Annotated in this window: 15 protein-coding genes; 9 read left to right on the top strand and 6 right to left on the bottom strand. The window is 67.8% G+C overall.

Annotation, left to right across the window (positions count from 1 at the left end):
• The 5 genes from EV650_RS10150 to EV650_RS10130 are packed head-to-tail and all read right to left on the bottom strand — an operon-like array spanning nucleotide 1 to nucleotide 4,896.
• Nucleotides 1–891 (bottom strand): carbohydrate ABC transporter permease, encoded by an 891-nt coding sequence (locus tag EV650_RS10150; RefSeq protein ID WP_134117602.1) that lies wholly within the window; start codon nucleotides 889–891, stop codon nucleotides 1–3.
• A 10-nt stretch (nucleotides 892–901) separates the two neighbouring features.
• Complete coding sequence (locus tag EV650_RS10145) at nucleotides 902–2,254, bottom strand: extracellular solute-binding protein (protein ID WP_134117600.1); 1,353 nt, start codon at nucleotides 2,252–2,254, stop codon at nucleotides 902–904.
• Entirely contained in the window at nucleotides 2,251–3,006 is a 756-nt protein-coding gene (locus EV650_RS10140) for an amidohydrolase family protein (RefSeq protein ID WP_134117598.1), read from the bottom strand. Before EV650_RS10140 ends, EV650_RS10145 begins: the two co-directional genes overlap by 4 nt.
• Entirely contained in the window at nucleotides 3,003–3,746 is a 744-nt protein-coding gene (locus EV650_RS10135) for an amidohydrolase family protein (RefSeq protein ID WP_134117596.1), read from the bottom strand. The genes EV650_RS10140 and EV650_RS10135 overlap by 4 nt, the downstream gene beginning before the upstream one ends.
• Complete coding sequence (locus EV650_RS10130) at nucleotides 3,739–4,896, bottom strand: hypothetical protein (protein ID WP_134117594.1); 1,158 nt, start codon at nucleotides 4,894–4,896, stop codon at nucleotides 3,739–3,741. Before EV650_RS10130 ends, EV650_RS10135 begins: the two co-directional genes overlap by 8 nt.
• Nucleotides 4,897–5,110: 214 nt before the next feature.
• On the opposite strand from EV650_RS10130, the gene EV650_RS10125 reads away from it, so the two are divergent.
• From EV650_RS10125 to pgsA, 7 genes are all read left to right on the top strand, one after another.
• A complete protein-coding gene (locus tag EV650_RS10125; RefSeq protein WP_134117592.1) occupies nucleotides 5,111–5,626 on the top strand; it encodes a DinB family protein in 516 nt (171 codons plus the stop codon).
• A gap of 20 nt (nucleotides 5,627–5,646) precedes the next feature.
• On the top strand, nucleotides 5,647–6,432 hold the full coding sequence (locus tag EV650_RS10120; RefSeq protein WP_134117590.1) for a DUF4184 family protein: 786 nt from the start codon (nucleotides 5,647–5,649) through the stop codon (nucleotides 6,430–6,432).
• A gap of 73 nt (nucleotides 6,433–6,505) precedes the next feature.
• Complete coding sequence (locus tag EV650_RS10115; protein WP_202874445.1) at nucleotides 6,506–9,115, top strand: FtsK/SpoIIIE family DNA translocase; 2,610 nt, start codon at nucleotides 6,506–6,508, stop codon at nucleotides 9,113–9,115.
• 3 nt (nucleotides 9,116–9,118) lie between these two features.
• On the top strand, nucleotides 9,119–9,685 hold the full coding sequence (locus EV650_RS10110) for a hypothetical protein (protein WP_134117588.1): 567 nt from the start codon (nucleotides 9,119–9,121) through the stop codon (nucleotides 9,683–9,685).
• Between the two features lie 99 nt (nucleotides 9,686–9,784).
• Complete coding sequence (locus tag EV650_RS10105; protein ID WP_238174123.1) at nucleotides 9,785–10,540, top strand: helix-turn-helix domain-containing protein; 756 nt, start codon at nucleotides 9,785–9,787, stop codon at nucleotides 10,538–10,540.
• 74 nt (nucleotides 10,541–10,614) lie between these two features.
• Entirely contained in the window at nucleotides 10,615–12,324 is a 1,710-nt protein-coding gene (locus EV650_RS10100; RefSeq protein WP_134117586.1) for a MiaB/RimO family radical SAM methylthiotransferase, read from the top strand.
• Nucleotides 12,321–12,944, top strand: a complete 624-nt coding sequence (pgsA, locus tag EV650_RS10095) for a CDP-diacylglycerol--glycerol-3-phosphate 3-phosphatidyltransferase (RefSeq protein WP_134117584.1) — start codon at nucleotides 12,321–12,323, stop codon at nucleotides 12,942–12,944. The genes EV650_RS10100 and pgsA overlap by 4 nt, the downstream gene beginning before the upstream one ends.
• A 1-nt stretch (nucleotide 12,945) precedes the next feature.
• On the opposite strand, the gene map is transcribed toward pgsA, so the two are convergent.
• On the bottom strand, nucleotides 12,946–13,728 hold the full coding sequence (gene map, locus EV650_RS10090) for a type I methionyl aminopeptidase (RefSeq protein WP_134117582.1): 783 nt from the start codon (nucleotides 13,726–13,728) through the stop codon (nucleotides 12,946–12,948).
• A gap of 77 nt (nucleotides 13,729–13,805) precedes the next feature.
• Here map and EV650_RS10085 point away from each other — a divergent pair, with 77 nt between their 5' ends.
• The gene (locus EV650_RS10085; protein ID WP_134117580.1) at nucleotides 13,806–14,108 is read left to right on the top strand and encodes a helix-turn-helix domain-containing protein; all 303 of its coding nucleotides are present in this window, start codon (nucleotides 13,806–13,808) and stop codon (nucleotides 14,106–14,108) included.
• A 19-nt stretch (nucleotides 14,109–14,127) separates the two neighbouring features.
• Complete coding sequence (locus EV650_RS10080; RefSeq protein ID WP_202874444.1) at nucleotides 14,128–15,468, top strand: DUF2332 domain-containing protein; 1,341 nt, start codon at nucleotides 14,128–14,130, stop codon at nucleotides 15,466–15,468.
• Nucleotides 15,469–15,512: the final 44 nt, after the last annotated feature.

The following is a 15,512-nucleotide window of genomic DNA, read 5'->3' as shown; positions in this document are numbered from 1 at the left end:
TCAGTACTCGATCCGTTCCCGACGAGTGATGAGCCGCAGTACCGCCACGCCGGCCACGACGCAGACCAGCAGTACGACGCCGAGCGCGGTCGCGTAGCCGAGCTCGAAGACCGGGGTGTACGCGCCCACCGCCCGCTCCCAGATGAAGATGGTCATGGTGAAACCCGATCGCGGCGGGGAGGGGAAGGTGGTCGCCACGATGAGGTCGAAGATCTTCATCGCGGAGATCAGCCACAGCACCATGGCGACCACCAGGACGTCCCAGGTCATCGGAAGGGTGATGAGCCAGAACGTCCGCCAGTCCGAGGCGCCGTCCATCTTCGCCGCCTCGAAGTAACTCTTCGGGATCTTGTCGATCCCGGCCATCAGGATGACCAGGTAGAAGCCCATGTAGGTCCAGATCACCGCGATCGTCAGCGACGGGATGATCAGCTTCGGGCCCAGCCAGGTCTGGTCCAGCGACCCCAGCCCGACCGCGTTCAGGAACGCGCTGAGCGGACCCCAGGACCGGTTGTAGACGAACTGCCAGATCATCCCGACGCCCACCCCGGGCAGCACGATCGGGAAGAACATCAGCGCCCGGAAGAACTTCTTGCCGCGGATCTCGCGTTGCAGGATCGCCGAGAAGAAGAAGGCCAGCCCGAAGATGCCGGCCCCGCCGCCGATGGCGATCACGGCGGTGTTGCGCAGCGAGACCCAGAAGGTCGGGTCCGAGAGCAGGTGCCGGTAGTTCCCGAACCCGATGTAGGTCATCCGGGTGGTGAACCCGTTCCACTGGAACAGGCTCACCCGGACGGCGTCGAAGGCCGGGTACACGAAGATCAGCGTGTAGACAGCCAGTGCCGGGAAGAGAAACGGCACCACCACGCTTCTGCGTCCTGTACGTCTCACGGTCAGGTCCTCAGCTGCTCGGCGGGGTGTTGGTCGACCAGAACTTCTTCGTGCCGTCGGACAGGCAGCTGATGAAGTCCGACGGACCGGACTGCATCAGGAAGAAGCGGTCGTCACAGCGGTTGTAGACCTCGGTCATGTAGCCCGGGACGTCGTCGTTGAGACCGCCGCGCTGTCCCATCACCTTGTAGGTCTTCAGCACCTCGGCCTGCGCGAGGTGGGTCGGTGGCGTGGGCGCGTTCTTGGTGGCGGTCGGGAAGCCGGCCTTCGGCAGCTCGGTACCGGCGCCGGCCGCGGACGTCATGAACTTGACCCACTTGACCGCCGCGTCCGGATGCTTGGAGTTCTTCATCACCGCGTAGACGTTGGCCCAGTACTCGACCAGGTCGTTGCCCTTGCCACCGGCAACGTTCGGGAAGGCGAACATGCCCATCGAGAAGTCCTTCGGCGCCTGCGACTCGACCTCCTTCGGCAGCCACGCGCCCATCAGCATCATCGCGGTCTTGCCGTTCACCCACTGGGCCTGCGCGGCCGGATAGACCGAGCCTTCGAAGCCCTTCTGGAAGTCGCCGGCGTCCTGCAGCTGTCGGACCATGTTCGCCGCCTGGAGGAAGACCGGCTGCTTCCACAACTGCCCGGTCTTGTCGTACGCCGCCTTGCGGAACGCGTCGAGCCCGGCCAGCCGGATCGCCAGGTAGCTGAACCACCAGTTGTTGTAGAAGTCGAGGCTGCCGTCGGCGCCGAGCGGCGAGACGCCGGGGTCCTTCGTCTTGAGCGTCTGGATCAGCTGCAGGAACTGGTCCCAGGTCATCCCGGTGACCGGCGGTTTCAGGCCGGCGTCGGCCAGCATCTTCGCGTTGTACCAGAAGCCCGAGACGTAGACGTCGCGCGGAATCTCGTACACCCCGTCTTTCTCCGCGAAGGCTTCCACCGACCCGGGCGCGAACTCGTCGAGCCACTTGCCGGTCGTCGCGCCGTACGCCGGTTGCTGCAGGTAGGGGGAGAGGTTCAAGGCCTGGTGGGTGAGTACGACGGCACTGCGGACCCGGTCGTTGGAGTGGTCAACGATGTCGACCTGCTGGCCGGCGTTGATCGCGCCCTGCAGCTTGGTCAGGACATCGCGGCCGGCCCAGTTGATCTCGACCGTGATGTCCGGGTTCTCCTTCATGAACCGGTCGGTGGCGGACTGCATCAGCTGCTGCAGCGGTTCGCCGGTGCTGAACATGCTCCAGTAGACGATCTTGGTCTTGCCGCCGGAGTCGCCGCTGGACCCGCCGGCCGATACCGGCCCCGAACAGGCTGCCGCGGCGGCGGCCAGGGTCAGGGCAGCGACGATCGCCGTCGCGCGCTTGCGAAATCTCATCTCGAACCTCGATCTGGTTGCATGAGCAGTTGGGCGTTGCCGCTCAGAAGGGTTGCCTCGTCCTCCGGACGGAGCCGGAGGTCGCGGATCTTGCTCAACTGGAAGGTCTGCCAGTGCGGGTCGCCGAAGCCGGCGTCGGAGCCGAACAGCAGCCGGCCGGTGCCGACCTGATCGACCAGCTGACGCAGGCCCGCCGGTGGTGTCCCCGAGGGAATGACCCACAGGTTGTCCACCCGCTGCAGCGCCGCAACGGCTTCGACCCAGAGGTCGTGCAGGCCGCCGTGGCCGAGGATCACCGGAACGCCGGGATGACGCTCGGCGAACGCGGCGATCTGCAGCGGTGACGAGTTCGGTGGCGTGCCGTCATGGAACACCACCGGGATGCCGAGTGCCTCGAGCGCCGTACCGAGGTCGTCCATACACGGCTCGATCGGCGAGAAGCCTTGTAGCCAAGGGTGCAGCTTGAGCCCCCGTGCCCCCGCCTCGACGGCCCGGTGAAGTTCGTCCACCGCGCCGGAGAGATGAGGGAAGACAGTGCAGAACGGAACGAGCCGGTCCGGTGCCGCGGCGCAGAACGCCCGTACGACGTCGTTGTGGCGCGGATCGGGATCGTTCAGACCGGCGGTCGTGAACACCCAGGCCACGTCGACGCCATGGGTGTCGCACAAGGCCAGGAATCCCTCCGGACCCCGTCCGAGCTCGGGTGGGTAGAACGAGTCGGGCGGGAGATGGGTGTGCGCGTCGATGATCATGACGACGCACCTCCACCGAAGACACGCTGGGCGGTTCCGCCGAACACCTCGGCCGCGTCCGGTGCGGAGAGGTCCGCAGCACGGTGGTTGGCCAGCTCGAGACCGAGTGAGCTCAACGGCGCGTCGGACCCGAACATCACCCGGTGAGCGCCGTACGTCTCGACGAGCTGCCTCAAGCGAGCAGGCAGACTCCACGAGGTCTCGACGACGACGTTCGCGGCCAGGTGCGCTGCCGGTATGGCGTCGGCCTTGAGGTCGGTGCTGCCCGCGTGCCCCATCACGAACGTCACCTTCGGGAACGTGCGGGCCAGCTCCACGAGCTGCAACGGCTGCGCGTACGGCGGCGTACCGGTGTGAACGTAGACCGGGACACCCAGCGTCTGACACTCGGCGATCAACGGATGGACCATCGGATGGCAGAGCACGAAGCCCTGCAGGGCCGGATGCAACTTCAGGCCGACCGCGCCGGCGTAGACGGCGCGGCGGAGTTCAGCCACCGCCTGAGCACCGAACCAAGGGTTCACGGTTGCCATCGGCAATAGTCGGTCCGGATGGGTGGTCGCGGCGGCGAGCATGGCGTCGTTGCCGGCCCGGTTGTCGACGGCGATCTCGCGGTCGGTCGGAATCAAGACCGTCCTGGCGACGCCGTGCGCATCCATGTCCGCGAGCAGGTGGTCGAGGTCGTCGACGGTGTCGACGCCGCGACCGAGATGCCGGTGTCCGTCGATCACGTCAGTCATCGAGCTGACACCGCCACAGGTAGGACGAACGCAGCTGGTTGTCGTTCTCGCCCGCGTAGAACACGCCGTCCTCGGCCTCGACGAGCATGTGGATCTTCACCGCGCCGTCGTTGCGGGCGGGATCGAAGATCGGGCCGAGATCGTCGGTCCGGCCGGTTGCCCGGTCGTGACGGAACATCCGCGCCTTCCCGCGCCCTTCGGCGTCGATGCCCTCGTTACCGGCTCCGTAGATGTAGCCGTCGCGTCCCTGGACCAGACCGGCCAGTCGCCGGCCGGTGAACGGTTTGCCCAGTGATTCGACCCGCCCGGTCTCCGGATCCAGCGTGCTTAGGCCGCCGGCCGTCGTACCGACATAGATGAGGCCGTCGTCGGCCAGCAGCATGTGGTCGACCGCCGCGATGTCGCGCGGCCACGACTTCGACGGTCCGTAAGAGAACCACTCGAAGGCGTCCTGGTCGGGGTCATAGCAGAAGTACCGGATCGGCGTGGATCCGAGGTCGTCCTCGAAGGCCCTGTTCTCGCCCCACGTGCCCCAGAGGCGGCCGCGGGGATCGAGCACCGCGTTGTGCGGCTGACAGATCATCCGGGCGTTGCCGACATAGGCGAGCGTCCGGGTCTGCCCGGTCAGCAGCTCGTGCACGAACAGGTGCTCGGCCGGATAGGTGAACCCGTAGACCAGTCGCCGCTCGGGGTCGAACAGGATCGACTGGATGTACTGCCGTCGTACCGGGACGGCCAGCAGCTCGAACTCACCCTCGGCCGGCCGGTAGCGCAGCAGCTTCCCGCCGCCGGCCTGCCCTTGCTGGTCCATGTCGTGCAACATCGCGGTCGCCACCAGATACGAACCGTCGCGGTCGCGCTCGAGGGACCGATGGAACTTGGCGTCGAAACGGTCGCCGACCCGGTCGTACCCCAGCGACTCGAACTTCTGCGTGCCGGGCTCGAAGGTCCAGAAGATGTCGGTGTTGATCGACGTCAGGCCGAGATAGAGCAGCTCGCGGTCGGCGTCCCAGGACAGGCAGTCGAACGAGATCCAGTCGTCGCGGTACCGCGGGTCGGCCCGCAGGTCCTCGATCGACCAGCGGCCGGCGACGGCGCGGTGCCAGTCGTCGAACCGGCGGTCCCTGAGCGCGTGTGCCTGCACCTTCACGATGGCTCCCTTGATCGGCTGACTGCAAAAGACTACAAGCGCTTGCAGTCCGCTGGGAAGCCTGATTGGTCAAGATATTTGAGCGTAACGCTGGGAAGGCTCGACGTTTCGCCGCGGTTTCTCGGCAAGATGATGGGAGCGCTTGCAGTTCATCTTGCGGTAACAGACCGGGGCCGGTTCCGCCGTCCCTCGAGGTGCCGGGTTGGATAGTGCGATGACCTGGATCGCACCATCGGTGGAACGGCCCGACGGATCGTTGGTGGCGCCCGAGCGGGAGCTGCTCGCCGGCTACCTGGACTTCTACCGCGCCACCTTGCTGTTCAAGTGCGCCGGCCTGACCGCGGAGCAGCTGGCCGAGCGGCCGTCACCGCCGTCGAACCTTTCGCTGCTCGGTCTGATCCGCCACCTGACCAAGGTCGAGCGGATCTGGTTCCGGATTCACTTCGCGGACGAGCCTGCCGAGCCGCTGTTCGCTCCTGAGCTCGGCAAGGACGCGGACTTCGAGCTGATCGATCCCGCCGACGCACAGGCGGCGTACGACGGATTGATCGCGGAGTGGAAGCTGTCGGACGAGGCTGCTGCCGACCACTCGCTGGACGACCGCTTCGCCTTCGGTGGCACCGAGTCGACGCTGCGGATGATCTACATCCATCTGATCGGTGAGTACGGCCGGCACTGCGGACACGCCGACCTCTTGCGGGAACAACTCGACGGGACCACGGGGGCCTAGCGGCGTTCTAGAGTTCCGGGGTGCCGTTCACTCTTGCCCACCCCGCCGCCGTCCTCCCGCTGGTCCGCCGGCCGTTCGTGGCCTCGGCTTTGGTGGCCGGCGCAGTGGCGCCTGACCTGCTCTACGTCGACCCGATCTACCGGCTCGCCACGCAGCACATCAGCGGCAACTTCACGCTGACCCTCACTCACGAGTTCACGTCGGCGTTCTGGCTCGACCCATTGATCGCGCTCGTGCTCCTCGCGATCTACAACCTCGTCCTCATGCGCCCGCTCATCGCCCTCGCTCCAGGGGCGCTCGCCGCCCGCCTGCCGGCCGCGACTGCCCTCCTGCGTCCGGCCCTCTTCTGGAGCGCGGTGTCGGCAGTCCTCGGCGCGTTGACCCACGTCATCTGGGACTCCTTCACCCACGGCGACGGCTACTTCGTCCGCCAGTTCCCCGGCGTGTTCCGCGCCGAGGTGGTGGGGGCGTGGGACGTGAACCGCATCCTCCAGTACGTCAGCACGGTCGGCGGCTGCCTCGTCCTGGCGATCTGGCTCTACCGCTGGTACCGCCGTACACCCCCTTCGGTCACTCCCCGTGATCTCGTCGCGCCCTGGGCACGGTATGTCGTGATCGTCGCCGGGCTCCTGCTCGCCGCCACCGGCGCCGTCGTCGAGGTCGGCCGCGCAGACGGCGATCTGAGCGGTGAGACGGCGGTACGGCTGGTCCTGTCAGGCCTGGTCTCGGGCGGCCTCGCCGCACTTGCCTGGTACGTCGTCGTCTGGCATCTCGTCCGCTTCCGGAGGAGAACGGTCACGCTGTGACGCTACGGATGGGGCAGCGTGATCGGCGTGTGACACGTGGGACTCAAGGGATAGTCGGGGTAGCCTGATCAATATGGCGACCCGCACGTCTTCCCCGGCGCGGGCGCAGAAGTCGGCAGCTAAACGGCCGAGTACGGCCCGTTCGGCTGCTGGTGGACGCTCCCGTCCGTCCGGTGCCCAGAAGCGAGGGCAGAGCACGAAGCGCGGCGGAACATCCGCGGCGCGGACCAGCACGCCCAAAAACAGCGGACCGGGCCCGTTCGCGGCCGCCATGCTCGCGCTCTGTCGCGGGGTGGTGAAGGTCTGGATCGGCATCGCCCACCTGCTCGGCAGCATGGTGCGGGGGATCGGTCACAGCGCCCGCGACCTGGAGCCGGAGCACCGTCGTGACGGCGCCGGCCTGTTCCTGATCGGCCTCGCGGTCGTCGTGGCCGCGGCGATCTGGTGGGACCTCCCGGGCGCGGTCGGCAACGGCGTGCGCACGGTCGTCGGCGGCAGCATCGGCATGCTCGGCTGGGCACTGCCTCTGCTCCTGTTGCTCATCGCCATCCGCACGCTGCGTCACCCGGACCACAACGGACCGGCCGGTCGCCAGGTGATCGGGTGGACCGCTGTCTGCCTCGGCGTACTCGGCCTGATCCACATCGCGAACGGTCTGCCCCGGCCAAGCAACCCGGCCGACGGTCCGCTCAGTGCCGCCGGCGGCGCGATCGGATACTTCATCTCGTCGTTCCTGTCGGACCTGCTCACGCAGTACGTCGCTGCGCCGCTGCTGGTCCTGCTCTCGATCTTCGGCACCCTGGTGATCACCGGGACGCCGGTGTACGCGATCCCGCTGCGGTTCCGCGCGGCGTTCGACGTACTGATGGGACGTACGGCGCTGCCGGAGGACGCTCCGTCCGTCGTGGCCGCGCCGACCGACGACACGGTCCGGCTGACCCGCAAGCAGCGGCGCGCGAAGGCCGCGGAGCTCGACGAGGACGGCGAGCCGACGATCAAGCCGTACGACTCGCCGGTGCTCGAGGGCCGCGAGATCTCCAAGCGCACCCGCAAGTCGAAGGCGCCTGCCGAGGAGCCGGCGTACGACGTGGACGCGTCGGAGATGCCTGCCGCTGAGCCGGTCGAGGACGTGCCTGCCGCGGCCAAGGCGCCTGCGCCCGAGCCGCCGCCGCACACCCCGTTGCCGCAGCGGGTCGAGCAGCTCAGCCTGTCCGGCGACATCACCTACACGCTTCCGGACGGGCAGATGCTCAAGCCCGGCTCGGTGCACAAGGCTCGGACCAAGGCGTCCGACCAGGTCGTCGACCGGCTGACCGAGGTGTTCGATCAGTTCGGTATCGACGCGCAGGTCACCGGGTACACGCGTGGTCCGACAGTCACGCGGTACGAGGTCGAGCTCGGCTCCGCGGTGAAGGTCGAGAAGGTCACCGCGCTGTCGAAGAACATCGCGTACGCCGTGGCCTCGGCCGACGTACGGATCCTGTCGCCGATCCCGGGCAAGTCCGCGATCGGGATCGAGATCCCGAACACCGACAAGGAGATCGTCAGCCTCGGCGACGTGATCCGCTCGGCGAACGCGCGCAACGATCACCACCCGATGGTGGCCGGGCTCGGCAAGGACGTCGAGGGCGGCTTCGTGGTCGCGAACATGGCGAAGATGCCGCACCTGCTGGTCGCCGGTGCGACCGGGTCCGGCAAGTCGGTGTTCGTCAACTCGCTGATCACCTCGGTCCTGATGCGGGCCACACCGGACGAGGTGCGGATGATCCTGGTCGACCCCAAGCGGGTCGAGCTGAACAGCTACGAGGGCATCCCGCACCTGATCACGCCGATCATCACCAACGCCAAGAAGGCCGCCGAGGCGCTGCAGTGGGTCGTCCGCGAGATGGACATGCGGTACGACGACCTGGCGGCGTTCGGGTTCCGGCACGTCGACGACTTCAACAAGGCGGTCCGTGGCGGCAAGGTGAAGCCGCCACCAGGGTCCGAGCGGGTGCTCACGCCGTACCCGTATCTGCTGGTGATCGTCGACGAGCTGGCCGACCTGATGATGGTCGCGCCGCGCGACGTCGAGGACTCGATCGTCCGCATCACCCAGCTGGCCCGTGCGGCCGGCATTCACTTGGTGCTCGCCACCCAGCGGCCGTCGGTGGACGTCGTGACCGGTCTGATCAAGGCGAACGTGCCGTCCCGGCTTGCGTTCGCGACCTCGTCGCTGGCTGACAGCCGCGTCATCCTGGACCAGCCCGGCGCGGAGAAGCTGGTCGGTCAGGGTGACGGCCTGTTCCTGCCGATGGGCGCGAGCAAGCCGATGCGTATCCAGGGCGCCTGGGTCACGGAGTCCGAGATCCACGGCATCGTCGAGCACTGCAAGACGCAGCTCGAGCCGACGTACCGCGAGGACGTCACGGTGGCGGCCGGGCCGAGCAAGGACCTCGACGACGAGATCGGCGACGACCTCGACCTGGTGGTGCAGGCGGCCGAACTGATTGTTTCCACCCAGTTCGGCTCGACGTCGATGCTGCAGCGTAAGCTCCGCGTCGGTTTCGCCAAGGCCGGACGGCTGATGGACATCCTGGAGAGCCGCGGCGTCGTCGGTCCCAGTGAAGGTTCGAAGGCCAGGGACGTCCTGGTCAAACCTGACGATCTAGAGGACTTCATCAGCACCCTCCGAGGAGAGTGAGACGTGACCGCCGCGAGTGCACTGCCCAGGCAGGACCGATTCGACGTCGACCCCAAGCCCGTGCCGTTCACCGTCAGCGCCTCGCAGCGGGTCCACGGCGGCCTCGCTGTCGGCGCCGCGCTGGTCGCGATCGGCTTCGCCGCATCGGCGTCCACGAGTCCGACCGGAATCCTGCGCTGGATCGTCGCGGCGGCCTTCGCCGTCCTCGCCGTCATCTGCGCCCGCGCGCTGACGGTGGGGGACATGCTGGTCGCCGACGCCGTCGGCATTCGGCTGCGGATCGGGAACGAATGGATCGGCACCCGGTGGGAAGACATCGAGGAGGTGACGGTGCTGCAGCGCCGGCATCCGCTTGACGACGGACGGATCGCCGTACATCTGCAGGACCCCGGGCCGATCCTCGGTGCGATGCCGAGTTCGACTCGCAAGACAACCGATGCGAACCGTCGACTGACGGGATCCTCACTCGCGATACCGTTCGGGTTGACGGCTCGGCCGTCGAACGGGGAAGTGGTGCAGGCGCTGCACATGCTGGCGGATGCAAGGTGTCCGGTCAGGGAACAGCTCTGACTCGTCCGTGACCCCGTCGAGCCAGGACCGTTGACTTGATGTTGCCGGCTTGGCGACATCGATGGTCCGCACGATGACGAACGAGAGGATGGTGGGGACGTGAGCATCGGCAGCGATCTCACGGCGGCCCGCGTACGGGCCGACATGACGATCGAGCAGCTGAGCGCTGCGACCCGGATCAGAACCGGGCTGCTGATCGCCATGGAGGCCGACGATTTCTCCCGCTGCGGTGGGAACTTCTACGCCCGTGGGCACATCCGCTCGATCGCCCGAGTGGTGAAGGCCGACCCCGCTCCGCTGATTGCCAGCTTCGACGCCGAGCAGGCCGTCGAGGAGGAGAAGTCCCGCCGCGAGGAGCGCGTCGCTGCCAAAGGCCCGACGCTTCGTCCGGCCCGCCCGCGCTGGGCGATCGTGGTCGGCGCGATCCTGGTCATCCTGATGGGCTGGGGGATGGTGCGACTCTTCACCCTGCCCAGCGACATCGAGGCCAACGCGTCGAAGACGACAACCACCGCCACCGTCACGACGCCGACCCCCAAGCCGCCGGCGAAGCCCACGGTCCAGCCCACGACGAAGCCGACCACCGCCAAGCCGCCGGTCCTGAAGACCGCGCTGACTCTGACGGCGAAGGGCGACGGCACGTACCTGACGGTCCGCGACAAGAAGAACCGCCGCCTGTTCCAGGGCAAGCTCAGTCCCGGCATCGCTCAGTCCGTGACCAGCTCAGGCGACATCCGCGTGACGGTTGGCAATCCTGCCAACCTGATCGTCACGCTGAACGGCAAGCGCGTCCCGACCAAGCTGCTCAAGTTCACCGCGCACCCGAACGGGACTCTCAGCAAGACCGCGGCCTGACGCTCGCTAGGTCTCGTTGTGAGATCCGCCTGTGAGTTAGGTGGGGGACTGTACGGCGCGTCATACTCGTGGTGATGACTACGCCACCCACCACCGTCGCCCTGGTCACGCTGGGCTGTGCCCGCAACGATGTCGACTCCGAGGAACTGGCCGGCCGGCTCGAAGCCGGTGGCTTCCGATTGGTCGACGACGCCGCCGAGGCGGACACGGTCGTGGTGAACACCTGCGGATTCGTCGAGGCCGCGAAGAAGGACTCCGTCGACACCCTGCTGGCCGCCGCCGACTACAAGGACTCCGGCCGCACCCAGGCCGTCGTCGCGGTCGGCTGCCTCGCCGAGCGGTACGGCGAACAGCTCGCCGACGCCCTCCCGGAAACGGACGCGGTCCTCAGCTTCGACGACTACGCGGACATCTCAGACCGCCTCCGCTCCATCCTCGCCGGCACCAAGCACCAGGCCCACGTACCGCGAGACCGCCGCAAACTCCTCCCCCTGGCCCCCGCCGACCGCCACTCCACCCCCGCCCCCTCCCTCCCCGGCCACGGCGATGACGGGACCCGCGCCGACGCGACTGTCGGCTTCGGCGACCACATCCCGGAGCAGCTTCGGCGTACGAACGACGCCTTGCTTGCTGACTCCACGTCGGGTGCGGACGAGCCAACGGCCGGACTCAAGGGACGGTTCGTAACCGGCAAGCCGGAAGAGCTGAAGATCGACGCACCCGACCTCGCGACGGCTCCGGCGAGCGGCCCGCGGGTAATGCGACGACGCCTCGACGGCGGCCCGATGGCACCGCTGAAGCTCGCGTCCGGCTGCGATCGCCGCTGCGCGTTCTGCGCGATCCCGATGTTCCGCGGCGCCTTCATGTCCCGCCGCCCCGCGGAAGTACTGCGTGAGGCCGAGTGGCTCGCAGAAAACGGCGTACGCGAACTCTTCCTCGTCTCGGAGAACTCCACCTCCTACGGCAAGGACCTCGGCGACCTCCGCCTGCTCGAGACCCTGGTCGGCGAGATCGCCCAGGTCGCCGGCATCACCCGCGTCCGGGTCTCGTACCTGCAGCCCGCCGAGATGCGCCCGACGCTGATCAGCGCGATGACCTCCACCCCCGGAGTCGTTCCGTACTTCGACCTGTCCTTCCAGCACGCTGCCGGCCCGCTGCTCCGCCGGATGCGTCGCTTCGGCGACTCCGAGCGTTTCCTCGAGCTCATCGCCCAGGTCCGCGCCGCCGCCCCGACCGCGGGCATCCGCAGTAACGTCATCGTCGGCTTCCCGGGCGAGACCGAGGAAGACGTCGACATCCTCTGCGCCTTCCTGTCCCGCGCCGGCCTCGACGCGATCGGCGTCTTCGGGTACTCCGACGAGGACGGCACCGAAGCCGAGACGTACGACGGCAAACTCGACGAAGACACCATCGCCGCCCGCCTCGACCGCGTGACCCGCCTCGCCGAAGACCTCACCTCAGCCCGAGCCGAATCCCGCATCGGCGAACTCCTCGAAGTCCTCATCGAATCCACAGAACCCACCTCCTCCGCCGACGATCTCGAATCTGTCGAGGGCTTCGGGAGCGGGCTGGCTGGTGACGGGCGGACAGGGGAGGGGCGGGCTGCGCATCAGGGGCCCGAGGTGGATGGGTCGACGACGGTGACCGGTCTTCCGGACGGGGTGCGGGTCGGCGATCTGGTGTCCGCGAAGGTGGTGGCGAGCGACGGCGTCGACCTGATCGCCGAGTTCGCCGCGCTCGTGAGCACCCCGGACGCCCGTCCGGCAGCTAACCTGACGGCGTGACCAACCCGCCGACGAACCCGGCGCCACGCGCGGCCGGCAGTCATCTCCATGCGCCCAGCGCCTGGAACCTGCCGAACGCGCTGACCGTCCTGCGGCTGGTCCTGGTACCGCTGTTCGTCTGGCTCCTGCTCCGCGACGGCGGTGAAACCAACGGCACCCGACTGCTGGCCGCTGCCGCGTTCGTAGTCGCGATCGTCACCGACCGCTTCGACGGCGACATCGCCCGCCGCTGGAACCTGGTCACCAACTTCGGCAAGATCGCCGACCCGATCGCCGACAAGGCCCTCACCGGCGCAGCCTTCATCGGCCTCTCGTACCTCGGCGAACTCCCGTGGTGGGTCACCGTCGTGGTGCTAGTCCGCGAGTGGGGCGTCACAGCCCTCCGCTTCTGGGTGATCCGCCACGGAGTAATGCCGGCCAGTCGAGGCGGCAAGCTCAAGACCGTGCTCCAGGCAATCGCCCTGGGCCTCTACCTCCTGCCCTGGCAGGACTTCGCAGTCCTGCACTGGACCGCCATCGTCATCATGGCCGCAGCCGTCATCGTCACCATCGTCACCGGCCTCGACTACGTAGGCCGAGCCCTCCGCCTCCGAGCCGCCGCCAAACGCCCCCTCCCATAACTCACAAGTGCGTCTGCTTCGGCAGGGTGAGGATTTCGGCGCCGTCGTCGGTGATGGCGATCGTGTGCTCGCTGTGTGCCGTCAGGCAGCCCGTCGCACTTCGCAGCGTCCAGCCGTCGGCATCGGTGACGAGCTCATCGGTGTCCGCCATGACCCAGGGCTCCAGGGCCAGCAGCAGTCCGGGGCGCAGCTTGTAGCCACGGCCAGGCCTGCCGGTGTTCGAAACATGCGGGTCCTGGTGCATCGTCGATCCAACCCCGTGACCCCCGAACTCGGTGTTGATCGGATACCCCGCCTCTGAGAGCACCGAGCCGATGGCGTGCGAGATGTCACCAATGCGAGCCCCAGGCCCGGCAGCCGCGATCCCCGCGGACAGCGCGCGCTCGGTCGCGTTGATCATCGCAACGCTCTCCGCCGGTTTTGAGTCGCCGACGATGAAGCTGATGGCGGAGTCCGCAACGATTCCGTCTTTGGAGACGGCGAGGTCCAGCGACAGCAGATCCCCGTCGGCAAGCGTGTAGTCGTACGGCAGCCCATGCAGTACGGCGTCATTGACCGACGTACAGATGTAGTGACCGAACGGCCCGCGCCCGAACGATGGTGCGTAGTCGACGTAGCAGGATTTCGCTCCAGCCTCGACGATCATGGCCTCGGCCCAGCTGTCGATGTCGAGCAGGTTGGTACCTACCGCACTGCGACCCTTCATCGTCTGCAAGATGTCAGCCACCAGGGCGCCTGCCTCCCTCGCTCGGGGCAGCTCGGTGCTGTTCAGGATCTCGATCATGCGGAGGCCTTCCTCATCCAACAACTACTCAGCCAATAACTATCCCGGCCATATTATCCCGGTATTAGAATCGGAGCATGGTCAGGTTGCCGCTCACACCCGCAGAGGTCGAGCGCGGGCAGCGTCTCGGTGCATTGCTACGTCGCGCCAGGGGCGAACACTCGATGCTCGAGACCGCCCTCCGTGCCCGCGTCTCACCGGAGACCCTCCGGAAGATCGAGTCGGGCCGGGTAGCGACCCCTGCCTTCTCGACCATCGCTGCGATCGCCGATGTCCTCGGCCTCTCTCTCGATGCGGTGTGGGCCGCGATCAACCAGCCCGAACGCGGTGTCGAATCGACCAGCTCAGGTCACAAACTCTCAACCAATCTCCCCGGGTAGTACAGCTAAGCTTGCCGGCGTGTCGAGGCCGACCACAGGACCCGCGCACGAGGCGGCAAAGACCGCTCGCCCGGGTTCAGACCGATCCGCAGCGTCCCGGACGCTCGCCCAGAAGTACCGCCGGTTCGCCGAGGTCGAGGCAACCAAGACCTCACCGCTCGACGAACGGATCGCCCTCGCCATCAGCGAGTCCGACGAGGCCCTCGCCGCGATCGAAACCGCGCCCGCCCGCAAGCGCCACCCAGCCCTGATCCTCGCCGCCCTCCACGACCTAGCCCTCACCGACCACGCCCCCGCACTAGCCACCGCCTACGCAACAGCGTCTCAACCCGGCCACACTGCCCCCACAGCAACACCGGCACCGAACCCGGACGAGGCACCGGGACCAGAGCCGGACGCGCCACCGGGACTAGAGCCGGACGCGCCACCGGGACTAGAGCCGGTCGCGGCCGCGGGGCTGGAGTCGGTCGCCGCAGCGGGACTACGGCGTCCGGCCGGATCAGGCGCGTCGGAGTCCGGCGTGGGACTTGGCGCGGACGCTGACCTAGCGGCGGTTGCCGTCGACACGTTGGTTCGGATGACTGAGGCTGTCGTGTCCATTGCGGTACGTCGGAAGGTGCGCGCGAACGAGGTCGGACACCACGCCGTGCTGTATCCAGCGATCTCCGAGGTGGCACGCCGGGTTGGCGCAAATACGGTCGGGCTCATTGACGTAGGTTGCTCGGCCGGGCTCAACCTCAACGTCGACCGTGTAGGCATCACGTACGGCAACGGCCAATCGCTCGGCGACCCGTCGTCCGCCGTGCAGGTGTCAGCTTCGATCGTGGGCGACCGTCCCGTCCCGGCCCTGACCGTGCCGGAGGTCGTTGCCCGAATCGGCATCGACCTCGATCCGATCGACGTGACCGACGCGGACGAGGCGCGGTGGCTACGTGCCTGCCTGCCGCCGGACCAGCCGGAACGGATCGCGAGACTCGAAGCGGAACTGACGCTCGCCGCCACCAACCCGCCGCTCCTGCTGCAAGGTGACGCCATCGAGCTGTTGCCCGACGCCCTCGCCCGCGTGCCGGCAGACGCACTGCCCGTCGTCACCACGACCTGGGCGTTGTCGGACCTGCCGCTCGAGAGCCGTCTGCGCTTCCTGCAGCTCCTCGACGAAGCGGCGACCGACCGGCCGGTCGCGTGGGTGTCGGTGGAAGGTGTCGGAGTGGCGCCGTCGATCCCGACTTTCGGCGACCGCCGCGCCTCCGGCCACAGCATCATCGGACTCGCGGTCTTCGACCACTCGTCGCTGCACGCCGAAGCTGTCGGCCGCTGCTGGTTGCGGGGCCAGATGCTGGCCTGGCTGGCAGACTCGTAGTCCCGCCGCACCTTGAGCGGCAGGTCGGGAGCGCAGGAGGTGAC

The sequence above is a fragment of the Kribbella kalugense genome, assembly GCF_004365875.1.
In the GTDB taxonomy this organism is placed as follows: Bacteria; Actinomycetota; Actinomycetes; order Propionibacteriales; family Kribbellaceae; genus Kribbella; species Kribbella kalugense.
The sequence above is the reverse complement of the archived record's forward strand: the minus strand, read 5'-3'. Positions and strand labels throughout refer to the sequence as shown.

What these genes read in the sequence shown, in the direction of transcription:
- EV650_RS10145 (WP_134117600.1), bottom strand. Translation starts at nt 2,254, where the DNA reads ATGAGATTTCGCAAGCGCGCGACGGCGATCGTCGCTGCCCTGACCCTG.
- EV650_RS10140 (WP_134117598.1), bottom strand. Translation starts at nt 3,006, where the DNA reads ATGATCATCGACGCGCACACCCATCTCCCGCCCGACTCGTTCTACCCA.
- EV650_RS10135 (WP_134117596.1), bottom strand. Translation starts at nt 3,746, where the DNA reads ATGACTGACGTGATCGACGGACACCGGCATCTCGGTCGCGGCGTCGAC.
- EV650_RS10125 (WP_134117592.1), top strand. Translation starts at nt 5,111, where the DNA reads ATGACCTGGATCGCACCATCGGTGGAACGGCCCGACGGATCGTTGGTG.
- EV650_RS10115 (WP_202874445.1), top strand. Translation starts at nt 6,506, where the DNA reads ATGGCGACCCGCACGTCTTCCCCGGCGCGGGCGCAGAAGTCGGCAGCT.
- EV650_RS10100 (WP_134117586.1), top strand. Translation starts at nt 10,615, where the DNA reads ATGACTACGCCACCCACCACCGTCGCCCTGGTCACGCTGGGCTGTGCC.
- map (WP_134117582.1), bottom strand. Translation starts at nt 13,728, where the DNA reads ATGATCGAGATCCTGAACAGCACCGAGCTGCCCCGAGCGAGGGAGGCA.
- EV650_RS10085 (WP_134117580.1), top strand. Translation starts at nt 13,806, where the DNA reads ATGGTCAGGTTGCCGCTCACACCCGCAGAGGTCGAGCGCGGGCAGCGT.